Below are 18035 nucleotides of genomic sequence, written 5' to 3' on the forward strand. Positions count from 1 at the left end.
GAGGCACCGTCAGTTGGGCGCACGATACAGTTCGTGCGCCTCGATATAGGCCAGTACGGCGTCCGGCACCAGGAACCTCACCGATCTGCCGCTGGCCAGCAGCTGTCGGATCTGTGTAGCCGACACCGCAAGCGGCGTCTGCCAGACGAACGAAATATTTCCCGCCGGGCCGGACATGGCGGTGGGATCGCTCTCCGAGCGCGCAGCCAACAGGTTGCGCAACTCGTCAGGGGGTTCTACGTCAGCATCCGGACGTTGCAGTACCAGGATGTGACAGTGTTGCAGCAATTCTTCCCAGCGATGCCAGGCGGGCAGGCCACAGAAGGCATCCCAACCCAGCACCAGGAACAGCTGGTCGTCGCCGGACAATTCGGCGCGGATCGATTCCAGCGTATCAATGGTGTACGACGGCTTGTCACGCTCCAGCTCGCGGGCATCGACGCTCAGGCAAGCGACGCCCTGCACCGCTTCACGGACCATGGCCAGGCGATCCTGCGCGGCCACCTGTGGCGTATCGCGGTGCGGCGGCCGGGCATTGGGCAACAGGCGTAGCTCATCCAGCCCCATGAACTCGGCCACTTCCAGCGCGCTGCGCAGGTGGCCGATATGCACGGGGTCGAAGGTACCACCTAGAATGCCGATGCGCCGGACTGCGTGAGCCTTGCTCAACTCAGCAGGACCCTTGGCCGCGCAACTGGCCATCGCCGATCACCACATACTTCTCGCAGGTCAGGCCTTCCAGGCCCACAGGGCCGCGGGCATGTAGCTTGTCGGTGGAAATACCGATTTCCGCACCCAGGCCGTACTCGAAGCCGTCGGCAAAGCAGGTCGGGGTGTTGAGCATGACCGACGCCGAATCGACTTCAGCCATGAACTGGCGGGCTTCACCCTGGTGTTCGGTGATGATCGAGTCGGTGTGGTGCGAGCCATAGTGGTTGATGTGTTCGATGGCCTGGTTCAGGCCGTCGACCACGCGAATCGACAGGATCGCATCGAGGTATTCGGTGTGCCAGTCGCTTTCGGTAGCCGGTTTGACGCTGATGATGGCCTGGGTGCGCTCACAACCGCGCAGTTCCACGCCCTTCTCGACGAAGCGGCGGGCCATTTCTGGCAGGAAGCGCTCAGCCACTTGCTGGTCGACCAGCAGCGTTTCCATGGCCCCGCAGATGCCATAGCGGTAGGTCTTGGCGTTGAAGGCCACATTCCAGGCTTTGTCCAGGTCGGCATGCTGGCTGACATAGATGTGGCAGATGCCGTCCAGGTGCTTGATCACCGGCACGCGGGCATCGCGACTGATACGCTCGATAAGGCCACGGCCACCGCGCGGCACGATGACATCGACGAATTCCGGCATGCTGATCAGCGCGCCCACGGCTTCGCGGTCGGTGGTTTCGACCACCTGCACCACCGCCGCCGGCAGGCCGGCTTCGGCCAGGCCACGCTGAATGCAGGTGGCAATGGCGCGGTTGGAATGGATGGCTTCGGAACCGCCACGCAGGATGGTTGCGTTACCCGACTTGAGGCACAGGCTGGCAGCATCGATGGTCACGTTCGGGCGCGATTCATAGATGATCCCGATCACCCCCAGCGGGGTACGCATCTTGCCTACCTGAATGCCCGATGGGCGGTAGCTCATGTCGCGGATGGCACCGACCGGGTCCGGCAGGCTGGCCACCTGGCGCAAGCCGGTGATCATGCCGTCGATACGCGCCGGGGTCAGCGCCAGACGGTCGAGCAGTGCGGGCTCCAGCCCACTGGCGCGGCCGGCGGCCAGGTCCAGCTCGTTGGCAGCGGTGAGTTCGGCACGGGCGGCGTCCAGCGCGTCGGCGGCAGCCTGCAGGGCGCGGTTCTTCTGCGCGGTGCTGGCACGGCCAATGACCCGGGAAGCCTCACGGGCAGCGCGACCCAAGCGGGTCATATAGTCAAGAACGGACTCAGTCATGGGTTCGGTGTCTTGGCGAAGGGGAAATCGGCTGATTATAACTGCCGCGCAGGTGTACGCCCAGCGGCGGGTGGCGGATGGTAGAAAATGGGTGTTTGCCCTGAAGGTGTTTGGTGCCTGTGAGATCGAGCGCCGCCCGCGCGGCGCATCGCGAGCTACGCTCGCTCCTACGTCTGCTTTCCTGGGAAACTTGCGCGCGGACGCCCTGGTGCATGACTTAATATTACGGCGTACAAACCAGGGCGGTCGCGCGCACCTGTCACAGGCGTTACTGGCCAGAAACAAACGTAGGAGCGAGCGTAGCTCGCGATGCGCCGCGCGGGCGGCGCTCGATCTCACACAAATCAAACACCTCAAGGCGAACACCCAGCAGCCCCTGCCAATGAAACATATGGATACCAATCAATTGCCCTACAGGTTCAGCCTCGATTAAGTCATTCATTGCTATCATCCCTGCCCCTCCAGCCACGAACCGCCCGCATGCCAGCCCTGCCCGACAGCTTTTTCGACCGCGACGCCCAGACCCTGGCCAAGGCCCTGCTCGGCAAGGTCATTCGCCACCGCCACGGCGACCTGTGGCTGGCCGCGCGAATCATCGAGACCGAGGCCTACTACCTCACCGACAAAGGTAGCCACGCTTCGCTCGGCTACACCGAAAAACGCAAGGCGCTGTTCCTGGAGGGCGGGCACATCTACATGTACTACGCCCGCGGCGGCGATTCGCTCAACTTCAGCGCCCACGGGCCGGGCAACGCGGTGCTGATCAAGTCGTCCATATTTTACCTGTAGGAATCGTCTGCATTCGCCGCCATTTTACTCAAGGTCGATTTTTGTGGTTGAACTTGTTCAAGCATGAAAATTGAGCACATATAAAATTTTATATAAAAGCACCGATTAAGGTCGAACGCTAATTTTTAAATTTTGACAATTACTATCCAACCTTAAATATATTTTCAATTTGCTATTGACACGATATTTAGTTGATTTTAAGCCATTTATTGACTGCCCTCAAAACTTAAAACTCAAAAAAAGTTCATAAAAAAAGAAAATAACGTCGAACTTAATTTTCAATGAGCTAACGGAATCGGACAAAATACGCTACGTTTTTATTATCGGTATTGTTATACACGAAAGAAATTTCAAGCTCTAAAAAGGGCCATTTTATGAATTTTAATTTTTAGAAAAATTACTAGCCTTGATGACTTTTGAAGCACCAAATTCTTTTGAGGCTCGGGGACATATCCCCGAACCAAAGAACAGTTATAAAATTGACTTTCAGGAATGTTACTAAACATCGACGCCATGGTTTTAATTAGCGAACAAAGTTCGCAATACCCAGATGCTTTTGACTTTGATGCTTTTGAATATTACTTATAGTTACATGCGATTTGATTTTTTATAAAAAAATGCTATATTGATAGCAAGGCAATATATATATAACAATATGAGAAGAAAAGCAGTAATTGACAGATTGATAAATGAAAAAGAGAGATTGATGCAGGATAATCCACAACTGAAATTTTACGAAAGACAAAAAGGTTTGCTTTTTAATGTGAAGCCGCAAGATATTGATACTGCGGGATATTGGAGATTAAATAATAGAAAAGTAAAGGCTAATGCCAAGCCTATTGCTTATGTTGTTAGTGGAAGGGGTGGAACACGAAACGGAACGAAATTTTTAACGCATTTCGTTGCTGCATATCACATAACCCAAACAGAAATAATTTAAACAAACCAGCAAAATGCTGGTTTTTTTTGCTTTTGATTTTGATTTTGCTCTCCTTGGATAACTCTTAAATAAGTGTCGCAAGCTGATTTTACAAGGTTTTCTGACCGTTTCTGATTTTGAAAAAACTAGCATCTCTTAAATTCGATTAATAAAAACTATGTATTTATTTGACAATCTAATATGGCGTGATATTAGTATTAGTAAGTAAACAAAAAAGGCTCGCATGATATTTCTTCCACAAACAATAATTCTTGAAAATCTTACACCTGAATTCTTCTTTGCAGAATGCGAAAGACAGTATATTTTTGAGCGAGCTATCGAAAAGAAACTGACCTCGAAAGAATATTATGAAAACAAGTTAAATAATTCATCAGAAAGAAAGCATGAAGCCTTAGTCAAAGAAATACGAAACCTTAAACAAAAAATCACTTGGGTTGCATCGTGCGACGAATATAAATGCTGGAAGATACAAAACAAGTATGCACTTACTGGCGACTTGGACGAAATCGTCAAGAATATCACGTTCGTTTTCAAGAAAATTCAAGAAAACCTAATTATAAAGAAAAGAAATCTCAAAAATGACGATTGCGGCGAAAACGTGCTCTCACATATAAATCATAATTGGGATATCGGCTACGGCATCAAAATAAAAGATATCAAAGGGTCAACTATAAAAGACAAGCTCATCAACATTGCTGATGAGAAAAAGCTCAAACTACAAATAAAAAGAATACAAAAACAGCGAAGCGAACTTTCAAAGCTGCACTCAGGCTTGATTGGTTCGGGCCAAGCATATGAGATTTGTAGTGATGAAGTTGTTCGCAATAGAGAAGCTGACGAAGCCAGCCAGCTTGATTACATCATGAAGAAAACTCTTGTTAATGAAAACAATAAGAAAATCCCACTATGGAAAGTAGCAAGCACTGAAAAGCAAAGATTTGCCGAGCTATATATTCAAGTATCATCATTAGATGCTTACGCTAAAAATCTTGACTATAAGCCTCTATTTATCACGTTCACTGCCCCGGCAAGATTTCACCCTAAACCATCGAAGGGTGTTAGCTCATGGGATGGCTCAACACCAAAAGAAAGCAATGATTACCTGAAAGGCTTATGGAATGCTTTTAGAAAAGACATCCATAGACATAAGATTGAGATGAATGGTTTCTGGGCTGTTGAACCTCACAAAGACCAGTGCTTTCATAAGCACGCTTTAATGTATGTCAATAAGAAACATTATGACGAATTAGTAATCTTGATTAACAAACATTTTAGACACTCGGAAAACGCCGTAAGAATTGAAGAAATCGACACAAAGAAAAGCAAGGCAACATCATACGTGATGAAGTATCTAACTAAGTCATTCAATATGGATTTCGAGCTGAAAGGCGGCGTCCTAAATGTAGACAAGTTGGAAATCAATAATCACAAAAAAGTGAGAGCCGTTCAAGCATTGTGGGGTGTGCGTAGATATGCAATGTTTGGCGTTAAAAACACGCTTTCTTTATGGAGGGAACTGAAAAGAAAGCCTTTTTTAAAAGGCAAGAACGAAGTTATTGATAGAGCGTTCGCATTTGTGGAAAACAACGACTTCATTGGGTTCTCTATGCTTGCAAATGGAATGCTAAAAATAATGAGACTATACAGCAAAATGCAGGTCTTTAAGAATGACCTGCTCGGTGATGTGTTCGGAAAAAGATTAATAGGCAAATACATCATTGATTTAAGCACAAACGAGATGATTGACATAAAGTCGGATTTCAAAATTGTTGATACCGCACTGCTTGACGCCGCCGGAACTCAATAAATATATATTTATCTATTGAATATTTACAATCCTATGTTATATTATAACCATGAACAGGAGATTATGACAATGCAACTAATAAGAGTTACTAGCAAAAGGAAGGAAATCTTAAAATATACTAAAAAACTAGGACTTGATGGTTTGTATACGAACGTTAAGAATGCACATAGCAAAAGCGTTTGCCATTTGATTTTTGACCCACTAGATGGCACGTTTAAGGTTTTGGAGGACCAAAGTAGAGTCCCTTACGAATATCAAGATGCATCTATAAGGGACCTATAACTAAGCCAGCAAATGCTGGTTTTTTTGTGCCCGAATTTCATGATGCTAAATATATGTATTTATTTGACTTTGCTTTTATTTGTGCTCTAATAAATATATACATATAAGAAAAGGAGCATCATGAGAAAACCAAAAGCAAAAGCCAATTTAAAATCCTGCACTATCATATTGGACGCCGAAACACTCAATCAATTCAAGGCTGTCGCAAAAGAGCATAAGTTCCCTCTGTCTCGCTTTGTGAATGATTGCATGAAAGGGCGGTTGCAGGAGCTGAGTGCAACACGGTTATTGAATTGAAACCGGAGCATCATGCCGCATTGCCATGGCATTTTGCATGACCTCTCCCATCACCTCGATGGGGCATTTGAAGTCGAAGCGCTTGCGCGGTCGCATGTTCAGTTGCAGCGCAATGGCGTCCAGCTCCTCCTGGCTATGTACCGACAGGTCTGTGCCCTTGGGCAAGTACTGGCGAATCAGGCCGTTGATGTTTTCGTTGCTGCCGCGCTGCCAGGGGCTGTGCGGGTCGCAGAAGTAGATCGCCACGCCGGTTCTTTGGGTGATCTCGGCGTGTCGCGCCATCTCCCGGCCCTGGTCGTAAGTCATGCTCTTGCGCATCTCCAGCGGCATGCTATTGAGCGCGGCGCTGAAGCCTTCCAGCGCCGAAGTCGCCGTCGCGTCGTTCATCTTCACCAACATCAGGTAGCCACTGGTGCGTTCCACCAGCGTACCGACGGACGAGGCGTTGGCCTTACCCTTGATGAGGTCGCCTTCCCAATGCCCCGGCATCAGCCTGTCTTCAATCTCCGGCGGGCGCACATGAATACTGACCATCTCGGGGATCTGGCCGCGCCGATCCACGCCACCAGAGCGCGGCCGGCGCGTCGTCTTGCCTTGGCGCAGACAGATGATCAGCTCCTTACGCAGCTCACCCACTGGCAGGGCATAGATCGCGTTGTAGATCGTCTCGCGACAGACGTAGGCATCTCGCAGGTTGGGTATGTTCATGCTGCGCAGCTTGCCGGCAATCTGCTCGGGAGACAAACGCTCACGCAGCATATGGGTCACCAGTTCGAAGCGCTCGCTACCCGGCAACAGTTTTCGCATCGGTCGACAAACCTGGCGGCGGGCCTGCATTTGCTGCTGGGCCAGGCGGGCCGAGTAGCCACCGCAAGCACCTCGGTTACGGCGCAGCTCACGGCTGATGGTCGAAGGGGATCGGTTGATCAAGCAGGCAATCCTGCGCAGGCTGAAGCCTTGGGTACGACCGATTTGAATGGTGGCGCGCTCTTCAACGCTGAGTTCGGTATAAGACATAGGGGCAGCACCGTACCGGAAAGGTCAGGTGTTGCACTCAGTTTTTGCCGCCGCCAAGAATATTTGAACGTAAGTAGTGGTCGAGACTTTCAAAAAGACGTAATGCTGCATGTAGGGATTAGAAATTTCCAAAACAAATAAAAGCCCTGATAGGGCTATTTTTCAAACTGCGGTTTTAGGTCAAACGTAACCGCTCTTTTGTTTGCCATCTGTGCTTTAAAAGCTTGCTCAAGCTGTTTTGCCGCCGATGGGTCTCTTTCTTTAATTTCATCAAATAAATTATATAGCTTCTGCCTGAACTCATATTGACGCTTAACCTCGCCAGTTTTTATGCCATTACGATTGTCTGGAATGTTGTCCATTTCTCTATGCCCCGCAATGTCTCGTGTGCTGTTGCCCGGAAATGAACTTTTCTTTAGTCTCGGTTGCAACCATTCAAATTCATCAATAAGCTCGTCATTTGAATATGTTGAATAGTCGCCATCAACCTTGTGATTTTCAGGCTCTGGAAGCGTCTCTGGTGCCATCGGTGTGTAAAGGTCATCTATGGTAGGCTCTAATGGTTTAGATGATTCCATAGCTTCCGTAGGGGCTTCTGCGACTGGTATATGGTTGGCTGTTTCAAACTCTCTCATCAACTCATCTATCAAATCGTCATTGGTGGCTGCCACCTGCTGTGTAGCCTCTGCTGGCTTCTCTGGTGCGTTTTGAGCAGGCGTAGGCATGGCCGGTGGAACAATGACAGGCTCAACTGATTTAGGCTCTTCTACGGCTTCCTTCGCCTTCCATTTCTGAGCTTGCAATTCATAGTCAGCTTTTCTTTGCTCAAGCTCTTTCAAGTCTTGTTGAGTGGGTTTATATCCTGACAATGTGAAGCCCTTGGCTTCAAGATTCATCATCTTGAACTCCATCCACATTTTCTTTTTAGCGTAGTCTGGACCGCTGACATACAGTGGTCCCGGCTTCTTCATGTCAGTTGTAAGACGTTGAAGCCCAGCCTTTATACTGTCTCTTGATAAGTCTTGAAATGTAACTTTTGAAGGGTCTTTATAGTATTCAAAAGCCTTCTGGCTGGTAGAGTTTTTAAAGAAATACTCCACATTGCTGCCGGATTCTTGATATGTAAATTTCTTTTCAAGGACCGTTTTGTATTTATTCTTTTTAAGAAACTCAACATCTTCATTTGTAGATAGGTTTAATTCATCATTGTATCTACGAGATTTTTTTGAATAGTGCTCCATCAATTGACTGAATTGATGCTGCTCTTGAAGCTTGTTTTTTAGCTTCGAGTATTGAATACCCAATTCACTGGCCTTGAATGTTTGGCCTTCTTTTTCTAATGAATAGGCGTTTTGTCCATTCGGGATGATATCAAAGCCCTGCTTGTGAATATTAGCAAGGAAAGCCGTTGTTGTGGCTGCACCAATGAAAGCTTTTTCAATTTGAGACTTGAATTGTTTTTTATGTGATTTGATACCCCTTACTTCAAGAGCTTTTTCGTTGTTGCTCTCTGGTGGTTTTGTTTCTAAGTCAGGGTTTAAAGATTTTCTGTTAACAACTTGAAACAATCCGTGTTTCTTTTCGAGTTCGGTTAGTTTCTGCTCAATGATGCGGTAGTCATCAACTTGATTATATATCTTGTTGTTGAAATCTCTGGGTGCCCAAATAAAGTGAACGTGGATTTGCGTAGTATCTGTATGAACAGCAAAAGCGTGCTCACGGTTTAATCCGTGAGTATCTGAGTAAAGTTCTTTTGCTATGGCGAGGGCTTGCTCAGGTGTGATTTTGTCGGATGGGTCAAAGGATACCATTTCGTGAAAGCTGGTATTTTGCTGCTTTCCTTTACAAGACCTGTCAATTTTTTTCGCCAAGAACTCAATGAACTCTTGCGTTGTTCCGGTTTGAAGTCTGTTGCTATCTATGAGAATAGATTTTTTTAAACCATACCCAAGTGTGTTCTGTGTCTCTCCTTTACTTTTCTGCGTGCTGAGTTTTTTTCTTATCATATTGTCCTAGTGATTGTTTATTTTAAGATTATCTTTTCTTCATGCTCAACGAGCATTGAATAGAGTTTGTCAAATGAGTTCTTGGCATTATTGAACATCTCAATGTTTCTTTCCACCAAGTCAAGTTTTCCAGAGTTAATAGCTCTGGCCATCTGGTTTAAATTATTCCCCATTTTATTCAAGTCGGCTTCTGCCTTCTCAACATACTCAATAAACTTATCATTTCTTATTTCGATTACATTGCACCCATTCACTGCTAGATGCTCAATATACTTCGCTTGACTAATGTCTAACAAAGCTGCATTAGCAACAATTCTTTCTTTTGCTTCTTTTGAAATCCTGATATTAAATTGCTCACCATTTCTTTTTTTCTTACTCATAGTTATCCTCGTAATTTGTTTATTTTTCTGGAATGCCCGAAAGCATTTCAGCTACCTGCTTTTGATTTTATTTTCAAACGAAGTGCAGAAAATCGAGCAGGGAAGTAAGTGAAAAATGTCGAAGACTTTTGAACGGTAGGAGAAAAACGAAGTTTTTGTCCTATACATTCCCATTGCTCGCCTTCTTTTCTCTTGACTTCATATTATTATGCTAACTCAAGTTTAAAAGATTTCAATAGTGTATAGGAACAATAGTTATTGATGACGTACCTAGGAGACTGCCTAGGACTGGTATAGGAAAGGTATAGGAATAAAAAAGCCACCTAAGAAGGTGGCCGTATTCTGGAAATAAAAGCAGATAGTAAATTAGTTCTTGTGATTCAAAATCTCGTTGATTTCATCATCACGTTGCTTGGTGTTTTCTGTCCTGAACACATTTTGAATAATGCCATTGTTAATGAATCGCTTGGCACCATTTTTGAACATCACACCATAATCATCAAGTTCAAAATCAATGACAATATGCTTAATTATTTCATGCAAGATGAGATTGATTTTTGACCGTGCCTCATAGGTGCCATTGACTTTTAATTCATCAATTGCATTGTCTATGTTTGAGTTATAAACATTCAATTGAGATATTTCAAGCCGAATAGATTTGATTTCACTATCAAGAGATTTAATGTCTATTTCTGCTTGTTTGGCTTGTGTAATCATAAACGAAGGCAAATCACCATCGTTCTCAACAAAGTTTCGCTCAAAGTTTTCAAGCAGCTTTTTCTTTTTCTCAATATCCGCCTGCAAGCTCCTTTGTTTCTTGATTAGGCTTTCAAGTGGATTGTTTTCATGCAAAACATCTGCAAGGTTTATTTCTTGAATAGCTTTAAGCATTACATTCTCAAAGTCCTCATAGCGAAGTCTTTTAGTAATGCACTCCTTGGTAAATTTACCCTTCTTACATATCAAGTAGTTTACAGACTTCGGGTTCTTGGCCCTTTTATCAATACCGGGATTGAGCAAATGAATGGGGCCGTTACAGTCGGCACACTTCAATAACCCTGTGAAAAGGTTTGTGAAATGTTTACCTCTGCGTCCTTTTCTGGTGGTGTTAGTAGCTGCAATCTGCTGGCATTGGTCGAATATCTCTTTGCTTATAACCGCTGGGAAATAGTCTTCAATAGGCTCGCCAATAGCCACTAAATCACGTTTTCCGGTGTTTTGTTTCTTGGGCTGATATAGCCCAAAGGTTGCAGGATTGCGAAGCAGCTTAGAGATTGTAGAAGGCTCCCAATATTCAATGCCTTTGAATGTTGGGATGTTCTGTTTATTGAGAATGTTTTTGATTTTCAAGGAGCCATTGCCATTCTGGAATAGTTCAAAAATCATTTTTACAGTTTCGGCTTTACCTTCATTCAAAACATATCGACGACGCTTTACTTGTTTGTTTTTTGTTTCGTCCAATATGTAATATGTTTCTGTATCAATCCAAGCAGGTGCTTGGGCTGTCATGGCAATTTTATGAGTAGCAGCAAGCTCACGTTTAAAAGCCCAATTCTGTAAACCTTTATCGGATTTGACCTGACTTTCTTTATTTGCACGGGATGCGTCAATCGACAATGTAATGATTGAGAAAACGTCTATTTCTTCAAGGATACGTTGTTCTTTATCACTGATAATCGCTAATTTCAAACCTTTTGAAATTATTTGATTAACCTTCATTAAAGCGTCAATTGGGCCACGCCGTGTTAAACGGTCAATGTTTTCTAAAGCAAAAACATCACCCGGTTGGAATTTGTCTTTTTCAAGGTCTTCAAAGAATTTTGTAAGTTCTTTTTGCTCTGTATCGTCCGAAAACGATGAACGTCCAATGTCTTCAAGAATATGACTATCTTCAAGCGATAGCCCATTTTTTCGGGCAAAATCTGCAATCAGGTTCCGCTGGCGTTCCAGCGAGAACCCCTTTAACTGCTCGCTTGTGGACATACGAACGTATGAGATTAGACGCGGCATTGCTTGATACCTGTGAGCCTTGGCGTTACAGGTATTATACGACAGACTTGATCAAGTCTGCCTATCCTTGGCAGGACACCCTCTCGGGGCCCGACAGCCTGGCGCAGATGCAACTGAACAACCCCGATGCAAGCGGCAATATCCGCCCGCAAGAGCGCCTGTGCGCCGGCCAGACCCTGCTATGCCGGGCCCTGGGCCTGAAAGTGCCGCAGTGGGACGCCCAGCGTTTCGACGCCGAACGTCTGTACGTCGAGGACTGTGGCAATGTCGTGCCCCGGGTGATCCAGGCCGCTCGCCTGGGCATCCCGCACGGGCGCGACGAGCACCTGCCGTACCGCTTCGTCGACGCCGAGTACGCCCGTTTCTGCACACGGAACCCGTTACGTCGCGGCCAAGTCGAAGGCCGTGATTTCTTCATTCTCGAACAAGGAAGCTGAACATGGGCCAATGGCTCGACAGCCTGACCGGCTGGCTCAGCGCCAACCCGCAGTGGCTTGGCCTGGCGATTTTCCTGGTGGCCTGCATCGAATGCCTGGCCATCGCCGGCATTATCGTGCCGGGCACCATACTGCTTTTCGCCGTTGCGGTACTGGCCGGCAACGGCGCGTTCAGCCTGGGCGAAACGCTGCTCCTCGGCTTTCTCGGCGGCCTGCTGGGCGACGCCCTGTCTTACGCAGTGGGCAAGTACTTTCACCAGAACATCCGCCGCCTGCCGCTGCTCCGCCACCATCCAGAATGGATCGGCAGCGCCGAAAGCTACTTCCAGCGTTATGGCATCGCCAGCCTGCTGGTAGGCCGCTTCATCGGCCCGCTGAGGCCGATGCTGCCAATGGTCGCCGGCATGTTCGACATGCCCCTGCCGCGTTTCATCGCTGTCAGCCTGTTGGCGGGTGCCGGCTGGTCGGTAGCCTACCTGCTACCCGGCTGGGCCACCGGCGCCGCCATGCGCCTGCCCCTGCCGGAAGGCTTCTGGCTGGACGCCGGGATCATTGCCGGCGCCCTCGCAGTGCTGATCGGCCTGAGCCTGAATACCAGCCTGCGTGACCAGCGCCACGGCACGCGGCTGGTTGCCGCTCTCAGCTTTATCGCCCTGGCCGGTGTATTCCTTGGCTGGCCCTACTTCCATGAGTTCGACCAAGGCGTGATGACACTGGTCCAGGAGCATCGCAGCCAGGCCATCGACAGCACCGTGGTACTGGTGACACGACTAGGCGATTTCCGCACCCAGTTCTTCCTCGGCGGCCTGCTGACCGGCCTGCTGCTGCTTGCCCGCCAGTGGCGGCACGCATTTTTCGCTGCTGGCGCGTTGATGGGCACTGCGATCGCCAACGGCACACTGAAATGGCTATTTGCCCGGGCCAGACCGGAAGTATTGACCGACCCACTGACCAGCTACAGCATGCCCAGCGGGCACAGCTCGGCATCGTTCGCGTTCTTTCTGGTTATGGCCGTGCTGGCAGGACGTGGGCAGCCACCACGGATGCGCCTGACCTGGGTGATGCTGGGGTGCATTCCGGCGCTGTCGATTGCCCTGTCACGGGTGTACCTGGGGGCGCACTGGCCAACCGACATCCTGGCCGGGGCTCTTCTGGCCTGCTGCGTGTGCGCACTCAGCCTGACATTGGTGCAACGCCAGCAGGCACTGTCGGCTCTGCCACTGCGGGTATGGTGGCTGGTGTTGCCGGCATGCATGGCGTTGCTGGCGTTCTTTGCCATGCATGCGCTGCCTCAGGCTTTGCTGCGATATCAGTATTGATGCTGCCGGCTTCTTCGCAGCACAGGGTCATCAGGCAAACAGTTCACCCTGAATCCGTTCCAGCAGCTTCTGGATTTCCCCCAGTCGCTGCTGGGGCGAATCGAGGGTCAGCAGGTCCAGCTTGTCCTCCTCCATGAACGGCAACAGGTACGCCAGCTGATTGGCCAGCGCCTGACGCCCGTCCACCGGGCGCGGCATGCCCAGCGCTTCGACCATGGGGTGCTCACCCAGGGCCACCAGCAGCGCCAGCAGGTCGTCATCGGCCTCGAGCAACGGGCTGTCTGCCTGCTCCGGCAGCCATTGCACCTGCCCCACCAGCAGCTGGTCCTTCTGCACCTCGGAGCTTTCCAGATTGAAGCGCCGCACGCCCTCGACACGAATACCCAGCAAGCCGTTATCCTGCTGCACGAAGTCGCGGATCATCGCTTCACAGCCGATCGAGGCGACCACCGGCGGCGCCTTGCCGACTTGTTCGCCCTCAAGGATGCACACCACACCAAAACCTTCGCCCTGCTTCATGCAGCGCCCGATCATGTCCAGGTAGCGCGCCTCGAAAATCTGCAAATCGAGAAAGCAGCCAGGAAACAGCACGGTATTGAGCGGAAACAGCGGTAGCGTCATCACAACTCCTCAAGCCACCAGGCTGACCGCCAGCGGCAGGAACACCGCTGTAGCCACCCCCATCAGGCTCATCGCCAGCGCGGCAAAGGCGCCGCATTCGTCACTTTCCTGCAGGGCCACCGAAGTGCCCACTGCATGTGCGGTCACGCCCAGGGACATGCCGCGTGCCTCTGGGCTGTGCACGCCAAAGCGGCTCAGCAACGCCGGGCCGAAGATCGCCCCGATCACCCCGGTAATCAACACGAACACTGCCGCCAGGGCCGCCACGCCGCCAATCTGCTCGGCCACCAGCATGGCGATCGGCGAAGTGACGGACTTCGGCGCCATGGTCATCAGAATCATGTGCTCGGCACCGAACCACCAGCCCAGCACCAGGCAGCAGAGCGTGGCGAACAGGCCTCCGACTACCAGCGTAGTAAATGTAGGCCAGAACAGCTGGCGAATACGCCGCAGGTTGAGATAGAGCGGCACAGCCAGGGCCACGGTGGCGGGCCCCAGGAGAATGTTCATGATTTCGGTGCTTTTGCGGTACTCGCTGTAATCGATACCGCACAGCAGCAACACGCCGATCACCAGCAGCATCGATACCAGTACAGGCTGCAAGAAGATCCAGCGGGTTTTCTCGTAGGCCGCCAGCACTACCTGATAGGCCCCCAGCGTGATGCCGATACCGAACAATGGGTGATGTATGACCGCATCGAGTGCGCCCTGCCAGTCGAGCATCATGGCTGCTCCTCACGCTTGCCCTGGCGCTGGATGAGCTTTTGCATCAGCACACCGACGAACACCAGGGTCATCAGGCAGGAAATCAGCAAGGCCCCGGCAATCGCCCAGAAGTCGGCGGCAATATCCTTGGCATATACCATCACCCCCACTGCAGGCGGTACCAGCAACAGCGGCAGATAGCGCAGCAAACTGCTGGCGGCCTCGTTCAGCGGCGTGCCAACCTCACCGCGGGCCATGAGGAAGCACAGCAACAACAACAGGCCGATGATCGGCCCAGGCAAAAACGGCACAAACAGGTGATTGATCGCCGTCCCCAGCAACTGGAACAACACCAGCCAGGTCAAACCACGCAACAGCATAAGCATCTCCCTCGGGCATGGCCGTCATTATAAGCACGCGCAGGTTCAGACCGATATTCGCCGAAAAGCGGGCAACTTGACTGAAACGGTTAGCCGTGCTGATCTTGTACTTTCGTACCAATTGACAGCCCGGAGAGTCCGCGATGCCCCATGTACCGGTTACAGAGCTTTCGCAGTACGTTGGCAAGGAGCTGGGCCACTCTGAGTGGTTGAAGATCGACCAGCAGCGCATCAACCTGTTCGCCGAGGCGACCGGCGACTTCCAGTTCATCCATGTCGACCCTGAGAAGGCGGCCAAAACCCCGTTTGGCGGCACGATCGCCCATGGTTTCCTGACCTTGTCGCTGATCCCAAAGCTGATCGAGGACATCCTCGTCCTGCCGCAAGGGTTGAAGATGGTGGTGAACTACGGCCTGGACAGCGTGCGCTTCATTCAGCCGGTCAAGGTCGACAGCCGCGTTCGGCTGAAGGTGAAGCTGGGCGAGGTGATGGAGAAAAAACCGGGGCAGTGGCTACTCAAGGCGATTGCCACGCTGGAGATCGAAGGTGAAGAGAAGCCTGCTTATATTGCCGAATCACTGTCGCTCTGTTTTGTCTGATACCTGCCCGGGGGCTGCTGTGCAGCCCCCGATCCACAAATCCCCCGCACTCGCGTAAACTGCCAGCCTTCGCGCAGCCTAGGGCTGCCCCTGTCGATTTATCAAAGGTGCCCGCCATGCCCTGGCTGCAAGTACGCCTGGCCATCAGCCCGGAACAAGCCGAAACCTATGAAGATGCGCTGCTTGAAGTAGGCGCCGTCTCGGTCACGTTCATGGATGCCGAAGATCAACCGATCTTCGAACCAGACCTCAATACCACCCCGCTGTGGTCGCACACCCACCTGCTGGCGCTGTTCGAGGCCGATGCCGACCCTGAACAGGTGTTCGCCCACCTGCGCCTGTTGACCGGCGCCGAGTTGCCCGAACACCAGGCCGAGGTGATCGAGGACCAGGACTGGGAACGCAGCTGGATGGACAACTTCCAGCCGATGCGCTTCGGCCGCCGCCTGTGGATCGTGCCCAGCTGGCACGATGCCCCGGAAAAGGACGCCGTGAACCTGCTGCTCGACCCGGGCCTGGCCTTTGGCACCGGCACCCACCCCACCACGGCCCTGTGCCTGGAATGGCTAGACGGCCAGCAGCTTGAAGGCACACAGGTGCTGGACTTTGGCTGCGGTTCGGGCATCCTGGCCATCGCGGCGTTGCTGCTGGGCGCCCGCGAAGCGGTAGGCACCGACATCGACGTGCAGGCCATCGAGGCTTCGCGCGACAACGCCCAGCGCAACGGCATTGCCGATGAGAAACTGGCGCTGCACTTGCCCGAGCACATGCCGGCAATGCAGGCCGACGTGCTGGTTGCCAACATCCTCGCCGGCCCGCTGGTGTCGCTGGCGCCACAGTTGTCTGGCCTGGTTCGCCCAGGTGGCCTGCTGGCGCTGTCGGGCATCCTCGCCGAGCAAGGTGAAGACGTGGCCGCCGCTTACGCCGCCGACTTTGAACTGGACCCGATCGTCGTGCGCGACGGCTGGGTGCGCATCAGTGGTCGGCGTCGCTAAGCGGGCCTTGAATACTTTTCTGCACAGATCCCGGATCGCCGCATGACCGACAGTTTCGTCACCCAGTGCCCGCATTGCCAGACCAGCTTTCGCGTCACCCACCACCAGTTGAGCGTGGCCCGCGGTGTGGTGCGCTGCGGTCACTGCCTGCAGGTATTCAACGCCGCCAAGCAGTTGCTGGAGCAGAACCGCACCGCTCCCAGCAGCGCACCCGCAGTAACGGCGCCGGCACCTGCAACGCCTGCCGAGCCTGCGCCTGAGCCTGCCATCAGTCCACGCGGTAGCCCCTCTGACCAGGATTGGGCGCTTACCGCCCAAGCGCTGGACGAGCTCGACCTCGACAAGGAACTGGAGCGCCTGGAGCGTCGCGGCCAACCGGCCCCGACACGCCCGGCCAGCCAGGATGACCAGTTGCAGGCTCGGCGCGACGAACTTCACCCGGACGAGCACGCAGAAGACCTTTTCGGCACGGCGACCGAAGAGCCCTACCCTGCGCAGGAGCCTGCAAAGCCTGGCCCAGTACTGCTGGAGCCGGCCCCCCAGGATCTGGACCTGGAGCCTGCGCCCGGCGAGCGCACCGAGCCGACCCTGGGCAGCAACCTTGACCTGGACATCGATGGCGAGCCGCCCGAGCACCGAGCGGCCAAACGCGATGACCCGCCAGCATTCAGCGAGCCGCTGCGCGTCAGCGAGGACGAAACCCCGGAAAAAGGCCTGAGCGCCCGCGACGAAGAGCCAGTGGCGCTGAGCCTCACGGCGCATGACGACGAGCCAGTCGAGCCGCTACCCGGAGACCGCCTGGAACCAGGCCTTGCCGGCAAACCCGAGCGCCCCTCGCGCAAGGAGCCGCTGGTCGACGTAGTCGACGATCCGCTGCAACTGGGCTGGGAAAAACCCGCGCCCAATTGGGGCAAGCGCCTGCTGTGGGGCGTGCTGACCCTGCTGGCTGCCGGCCTGCTGGCGTTCCAGTATGTGTGGTTCCACTTCGACGAAATGGCCCGCCAGGACCAGTATCGGCCGATTTTCCAGCAGATCTGCCCAATGGTCGGTTGCCAGGTACCCACCCGCGTCGATATTGCACGAATCAAGAGCAGCAATCTGGTGGTGCGTAGCCACCCGGACTTCAAGGGCGCCCTGATCGTCGACGCGATCATCTACAACCGCGCGCCTTTCGCCCAGCCGTTTCCGTTGCTGGAGCTGCGCTTCGCCGACCTCAATGGCCAACTGATCGCCAGCCGCCGCTTCAAGCCCAGCGAGTACCTGTCGGGCGAACTGGCAGGGCGTGGCGAAATGCCCAGTCAGACGCCGATCCACATTGCCCTGGACATCCTCGACCCAGGGCCGAAGGCGGTGAATTACAGCCTGAGCTTTCGTTCGCCGGAGTAAGCGACAAGCGGCCAGCAGCAAGCCACAAGACAAGACGCCCAAATTGCGGCCGTTTTTTGTCTTGTCGCGTGCTGCTTGAAGCGCAAAGGCATAAGCCGACAACTGTTCAGATTTTATCCAAAT

The 18035-nt window shown here is 51.9% G+C and carries 17 protein-coding genes and 2 pseudogenes; 9 read left to right on the forward strand and 10 right to left on the reverse strand.

Annotation, left to right across the window (positions count from 1 at the left end; translation table 11 throughout):
* Positions 1-9: 9 nt before the first annotated feature.
* From nadD to ACE4QZ_RS24660, 3 genes are all read right to left on the reverse strand, one after another.
* On the reverse strand, positions 10-702 hold the full coding sequence (nadD, locus tag ACE4QZ_RS24650) for a nicotinate-nucleotide adenylyltransferase (protein ID WP_021784398.1): 693 nt from the start codon (positions 700-702) through the stop codon (positions 10-12).
* Positions 671-1942 (reverse strand): glutamate-5-semialdehyde dehydrogenase, encoded by a 1272-nt coding sequence (locus tag ACE4QZ_RS24655; RefSeq protein WP_021784399.1) that lies wholly within the window; start codon positions 1940-1942, stop codon positions 671-673. Before ACE4QZ_RS24655 ends, nadD begins: the two co-directional genes overlap by 32 nt.
* A 268-nt stretch (positions 1943-2210) precedes the next feature.
* Positions 2211-2384 carry a hypothetical protein gene (locus ACE4QZ_RS24660; RefSeq protein ID WP_153811168.1) on the reverse strand — a complete coding sequence of 58 codons (174 nt, stop codon included), beginning with the start codon at positions 2382-2384 and terminating at the stop codon, positions 2211-2213.
* Between the two features lie 38 nt (positions 2385-2422).
* On the opposite strand from ACE4QZ_RS24660, the pseudogene ACE4QZ_RS24665 reads away from it, so the two are divergent.
* The 4 genes and pseudogenes from ACE4QZ_RS24665 to ACE4QZ_RS24680 all read left to right on the forward strand — a co-directional run.
* Positions 2423-2713: pseudogene (locus tag ACE4QZ_RS24665) on the forward strand (DNA-3-methyladenine glycosylase); the annotation flags it as partial.
* Positions 2714-3437: 724 nt separating this feature from the next.
* On the forward strand, positions 3438-3671 hold the full coding sequence (locus ACE4QZ_RS24670) for a hypothetical protein (RefSeq protein WP_131727727.1): 234 nt from the start codon (positions 3438-3440) through the stop codon (positions 3669-3671).
* A 223-nt stretch (positions 3672-3894) separates the two neighbouring features.
* Positions 3895-5478 (forward strand): replication endonuclease, encoded by a 1584-nt coding sequence (locus tag ACE4QZ_RS24675; protein WP_410480253.1) that lies wholly within the window; start codon positions 3895-3897, stop codon positions 5476-5478.
* 402 nt (positions 5479-5880) lie between these two features.
* Positions 5881-6057: a hypothetical protein gene (locus ACE4QZ_RS24680; RefSeq protein WP_410480254.1), complete on the forward strand. Its 177-nt coding sequence runs from the start codon at positions 5881-5883 to the stop codon at positions 6055-6057.
* On the opposite strand, the gene ACE4QZ_RS24685 is transcribed toward ACE4QZ_RS24680, so the two are convergent.
* The 4 genes from ACE4QZ_RS24685 to ACE4QZ_RS24700 all read right to left on the reverse strand — a co-directional run bounded on the left by ACE4QZ_RS24685 (position 6046) and on the right by ACE4QZ_RS24700 (position 11470).
* Positions 6046-7074: an IS30-like element ISPsp7 family transposase gene (locus tag ACE4QZ_RS24685; protein ID WP_011911495.1), complete on the reverse strand. Its 1029-nt coding sequence runs from the start codon at positions 7072-7074 to the stop codon at positions 6046-6048. The genes ACE4QZ_RS24680 and ACE4QZ_RS24685 overlap by 12 nt on opposite strands.
* Before the next feature lie 155 nt (positions 7075-7229).
* A complete protein-coding gene (locus ACE4QZ_RS24690) occupies positions 7230-9080 on the reverse strand; it encodes a relaxase/mobilization nuclease domain-containing protein (RefSeq protein ID WP_410480255.1) in 1851 nt (616 codons plus the stop codon).
* Positions 9081-9097: 17 nt separating this feature from the next.
* Entirely contained in the window at positions 9098-9460 is a 363-nt protein-coding gene (locus ACE4QZ_RS24695) for a plasmid mobilization protein (protein ID WP_410480256.1), read from the reverse strand.
* 366 nt (positions 9461-9826) lie between these two features.
* The gene (locus ACE4QZ_RS24700) at positions 9827-11470 is read right to left on the reverse strand and encodes a recombinase family protein (RefSeq protein WP_410480257.1); all 1644 of its coding nucleotides are present in this window, start codon (positions 11468-11470) and stop codon (positions 9827-9829) included.
* Positions 11471-11517: 47 nt separating this feature from the next.
* Here ACE4QZ_RS24700 and ACE4QZ_RS24705 point away from each other — a divergent pair.
* Positions 11518-11907: pseudogene (locus ACE4QZ_RS24705) on the forward strand (DNA-3-methyladenine glycosylase); the annotation flags it as partial.
* A 2-nt stretch (positions 11908-11909) separates the two neighbouring features.
* Positions 11910-13226 (forward strand): bifunctional DedA family/phosphatase PAP2 family protein, encoded by a 1317-nt coding sequence (locus ACE4QZ_RS24710; RefSeq protein WP_021784402.1) that lies wholly within the window; start codon positions 11910-11912, stop codon positions 13224-13226.
* Between the two features lie 30 nt (positions 13227-13256).
* On the opposite strand, the gene ACE4QZ_RS24715 is transcribed toward ACE4QZ_RS24710, so the two are convergent.
* From ACE4QZ_RS24715 to ACE4QZ_RS24725, 3 genes are read right to left on the reverse strand one after another with little or no spacing between them, the layout of a single operon-like run.
* Positions 13257-13847 carry an LON peptidase substrate-binding domain-containing protein gene (locus ACE4QZ_RS24715; RefSeq protein WP_021784403.1) on the reverse strand — a complete coding sequence of 197 codons (591 nt, stop codon included), beginning with the start codon at positions 13845-13847 and terminating at the stop codon, positions 13257-13259.
* A gap of 9 nt (positions 13848-13856) precedes the next feature.
* Positions 13857-14573, reverse strand: a complete 717-nt coding sequence (locus tag ACE4QZ_RS24720; RefSeq protein WP_004576852.1) for an LrgB family protein — start codon at positions 14571-14573, stop codon at positions 13857-13859.
* Positions 14570-14932 (reverse strand): CidA/LrgA family protein, encoded by a 363-nt coding sequence (locus ACE4QZ_RS24725; protein WP_021784404.1) that lies wholly within the window; start codon positions 14930-14932, stop codon positions 14570-14572. Before ACE4QZ_RS24725 ends, ACE4QZ_RS24720 begins: the two co-directional genes overlap by 4 nt.
* Before the next feature lie 143 nt (positions 14933-15075).
* On the opposite strand from ACE4QZ_RS24725, the gene ACE4QZ_RS24730 reads away from it, so the two are divergent.
* The 3 genes from ACE4QZ_RS24730 to ACE4QZ_RS24740 all read left to right on the forward strand — a co-directional run bounded on the left by ACE4QZ_RS24730 (position 15076) and on the right by ACE4QZ_RS24740 (position 17912).
* On the forward strand, positions 15076-15531 hold the full coding sequence (locus ACE4QZ_RS24730; RefSeq protein WP_021784405.1) for a MaoC family dehydratase: 456 nt from the start codon (positions 15076-15078) through the stop codon (positions 15529-15531).
* Positions 15532-15647: 116 nt separating this feature from the next.
* Positions 15648-16526: a 50S ribosomal protein L11 methyltransferase gene (gene prmA, locus ACE4QZ_RS24735; RefSeq protein WP_021784406.1), complete on the forward strand. Its 879-nt coding sequence runs from the start codon at positions 15648-15650 to the stop codon at positions 16524-16526.
* Between the two features lie 42 nt (positions 16527-16568).
* Positions 16569-17912 carry a DUF3426 domain-containing protein gene (locus tag ACE4QZ_RS24740; protein ID WP_021784407.1) on the forward strand — a complete coding sequence of 448 codons (1344 nt, stop codon included), beginning with the start codon at positions 16569-16571 and terminating at the stop codon, positions 17910-17912.
* Positions 17913-18035: the final 123 nt, after the last annotated feature.

The sequence above is a fragment of the Pseudomonas sp. DCA-1 genome (assembly GCF_046523955.1).
Taxonomy (GTDB): domain Bacteria; phylum Pseudomonadota; class Gammaproteobacteria; order Pseudomonadales; family Pseudomonadaceae; genus Aquipseudomonas; species Aquipseudomonas putida_Y.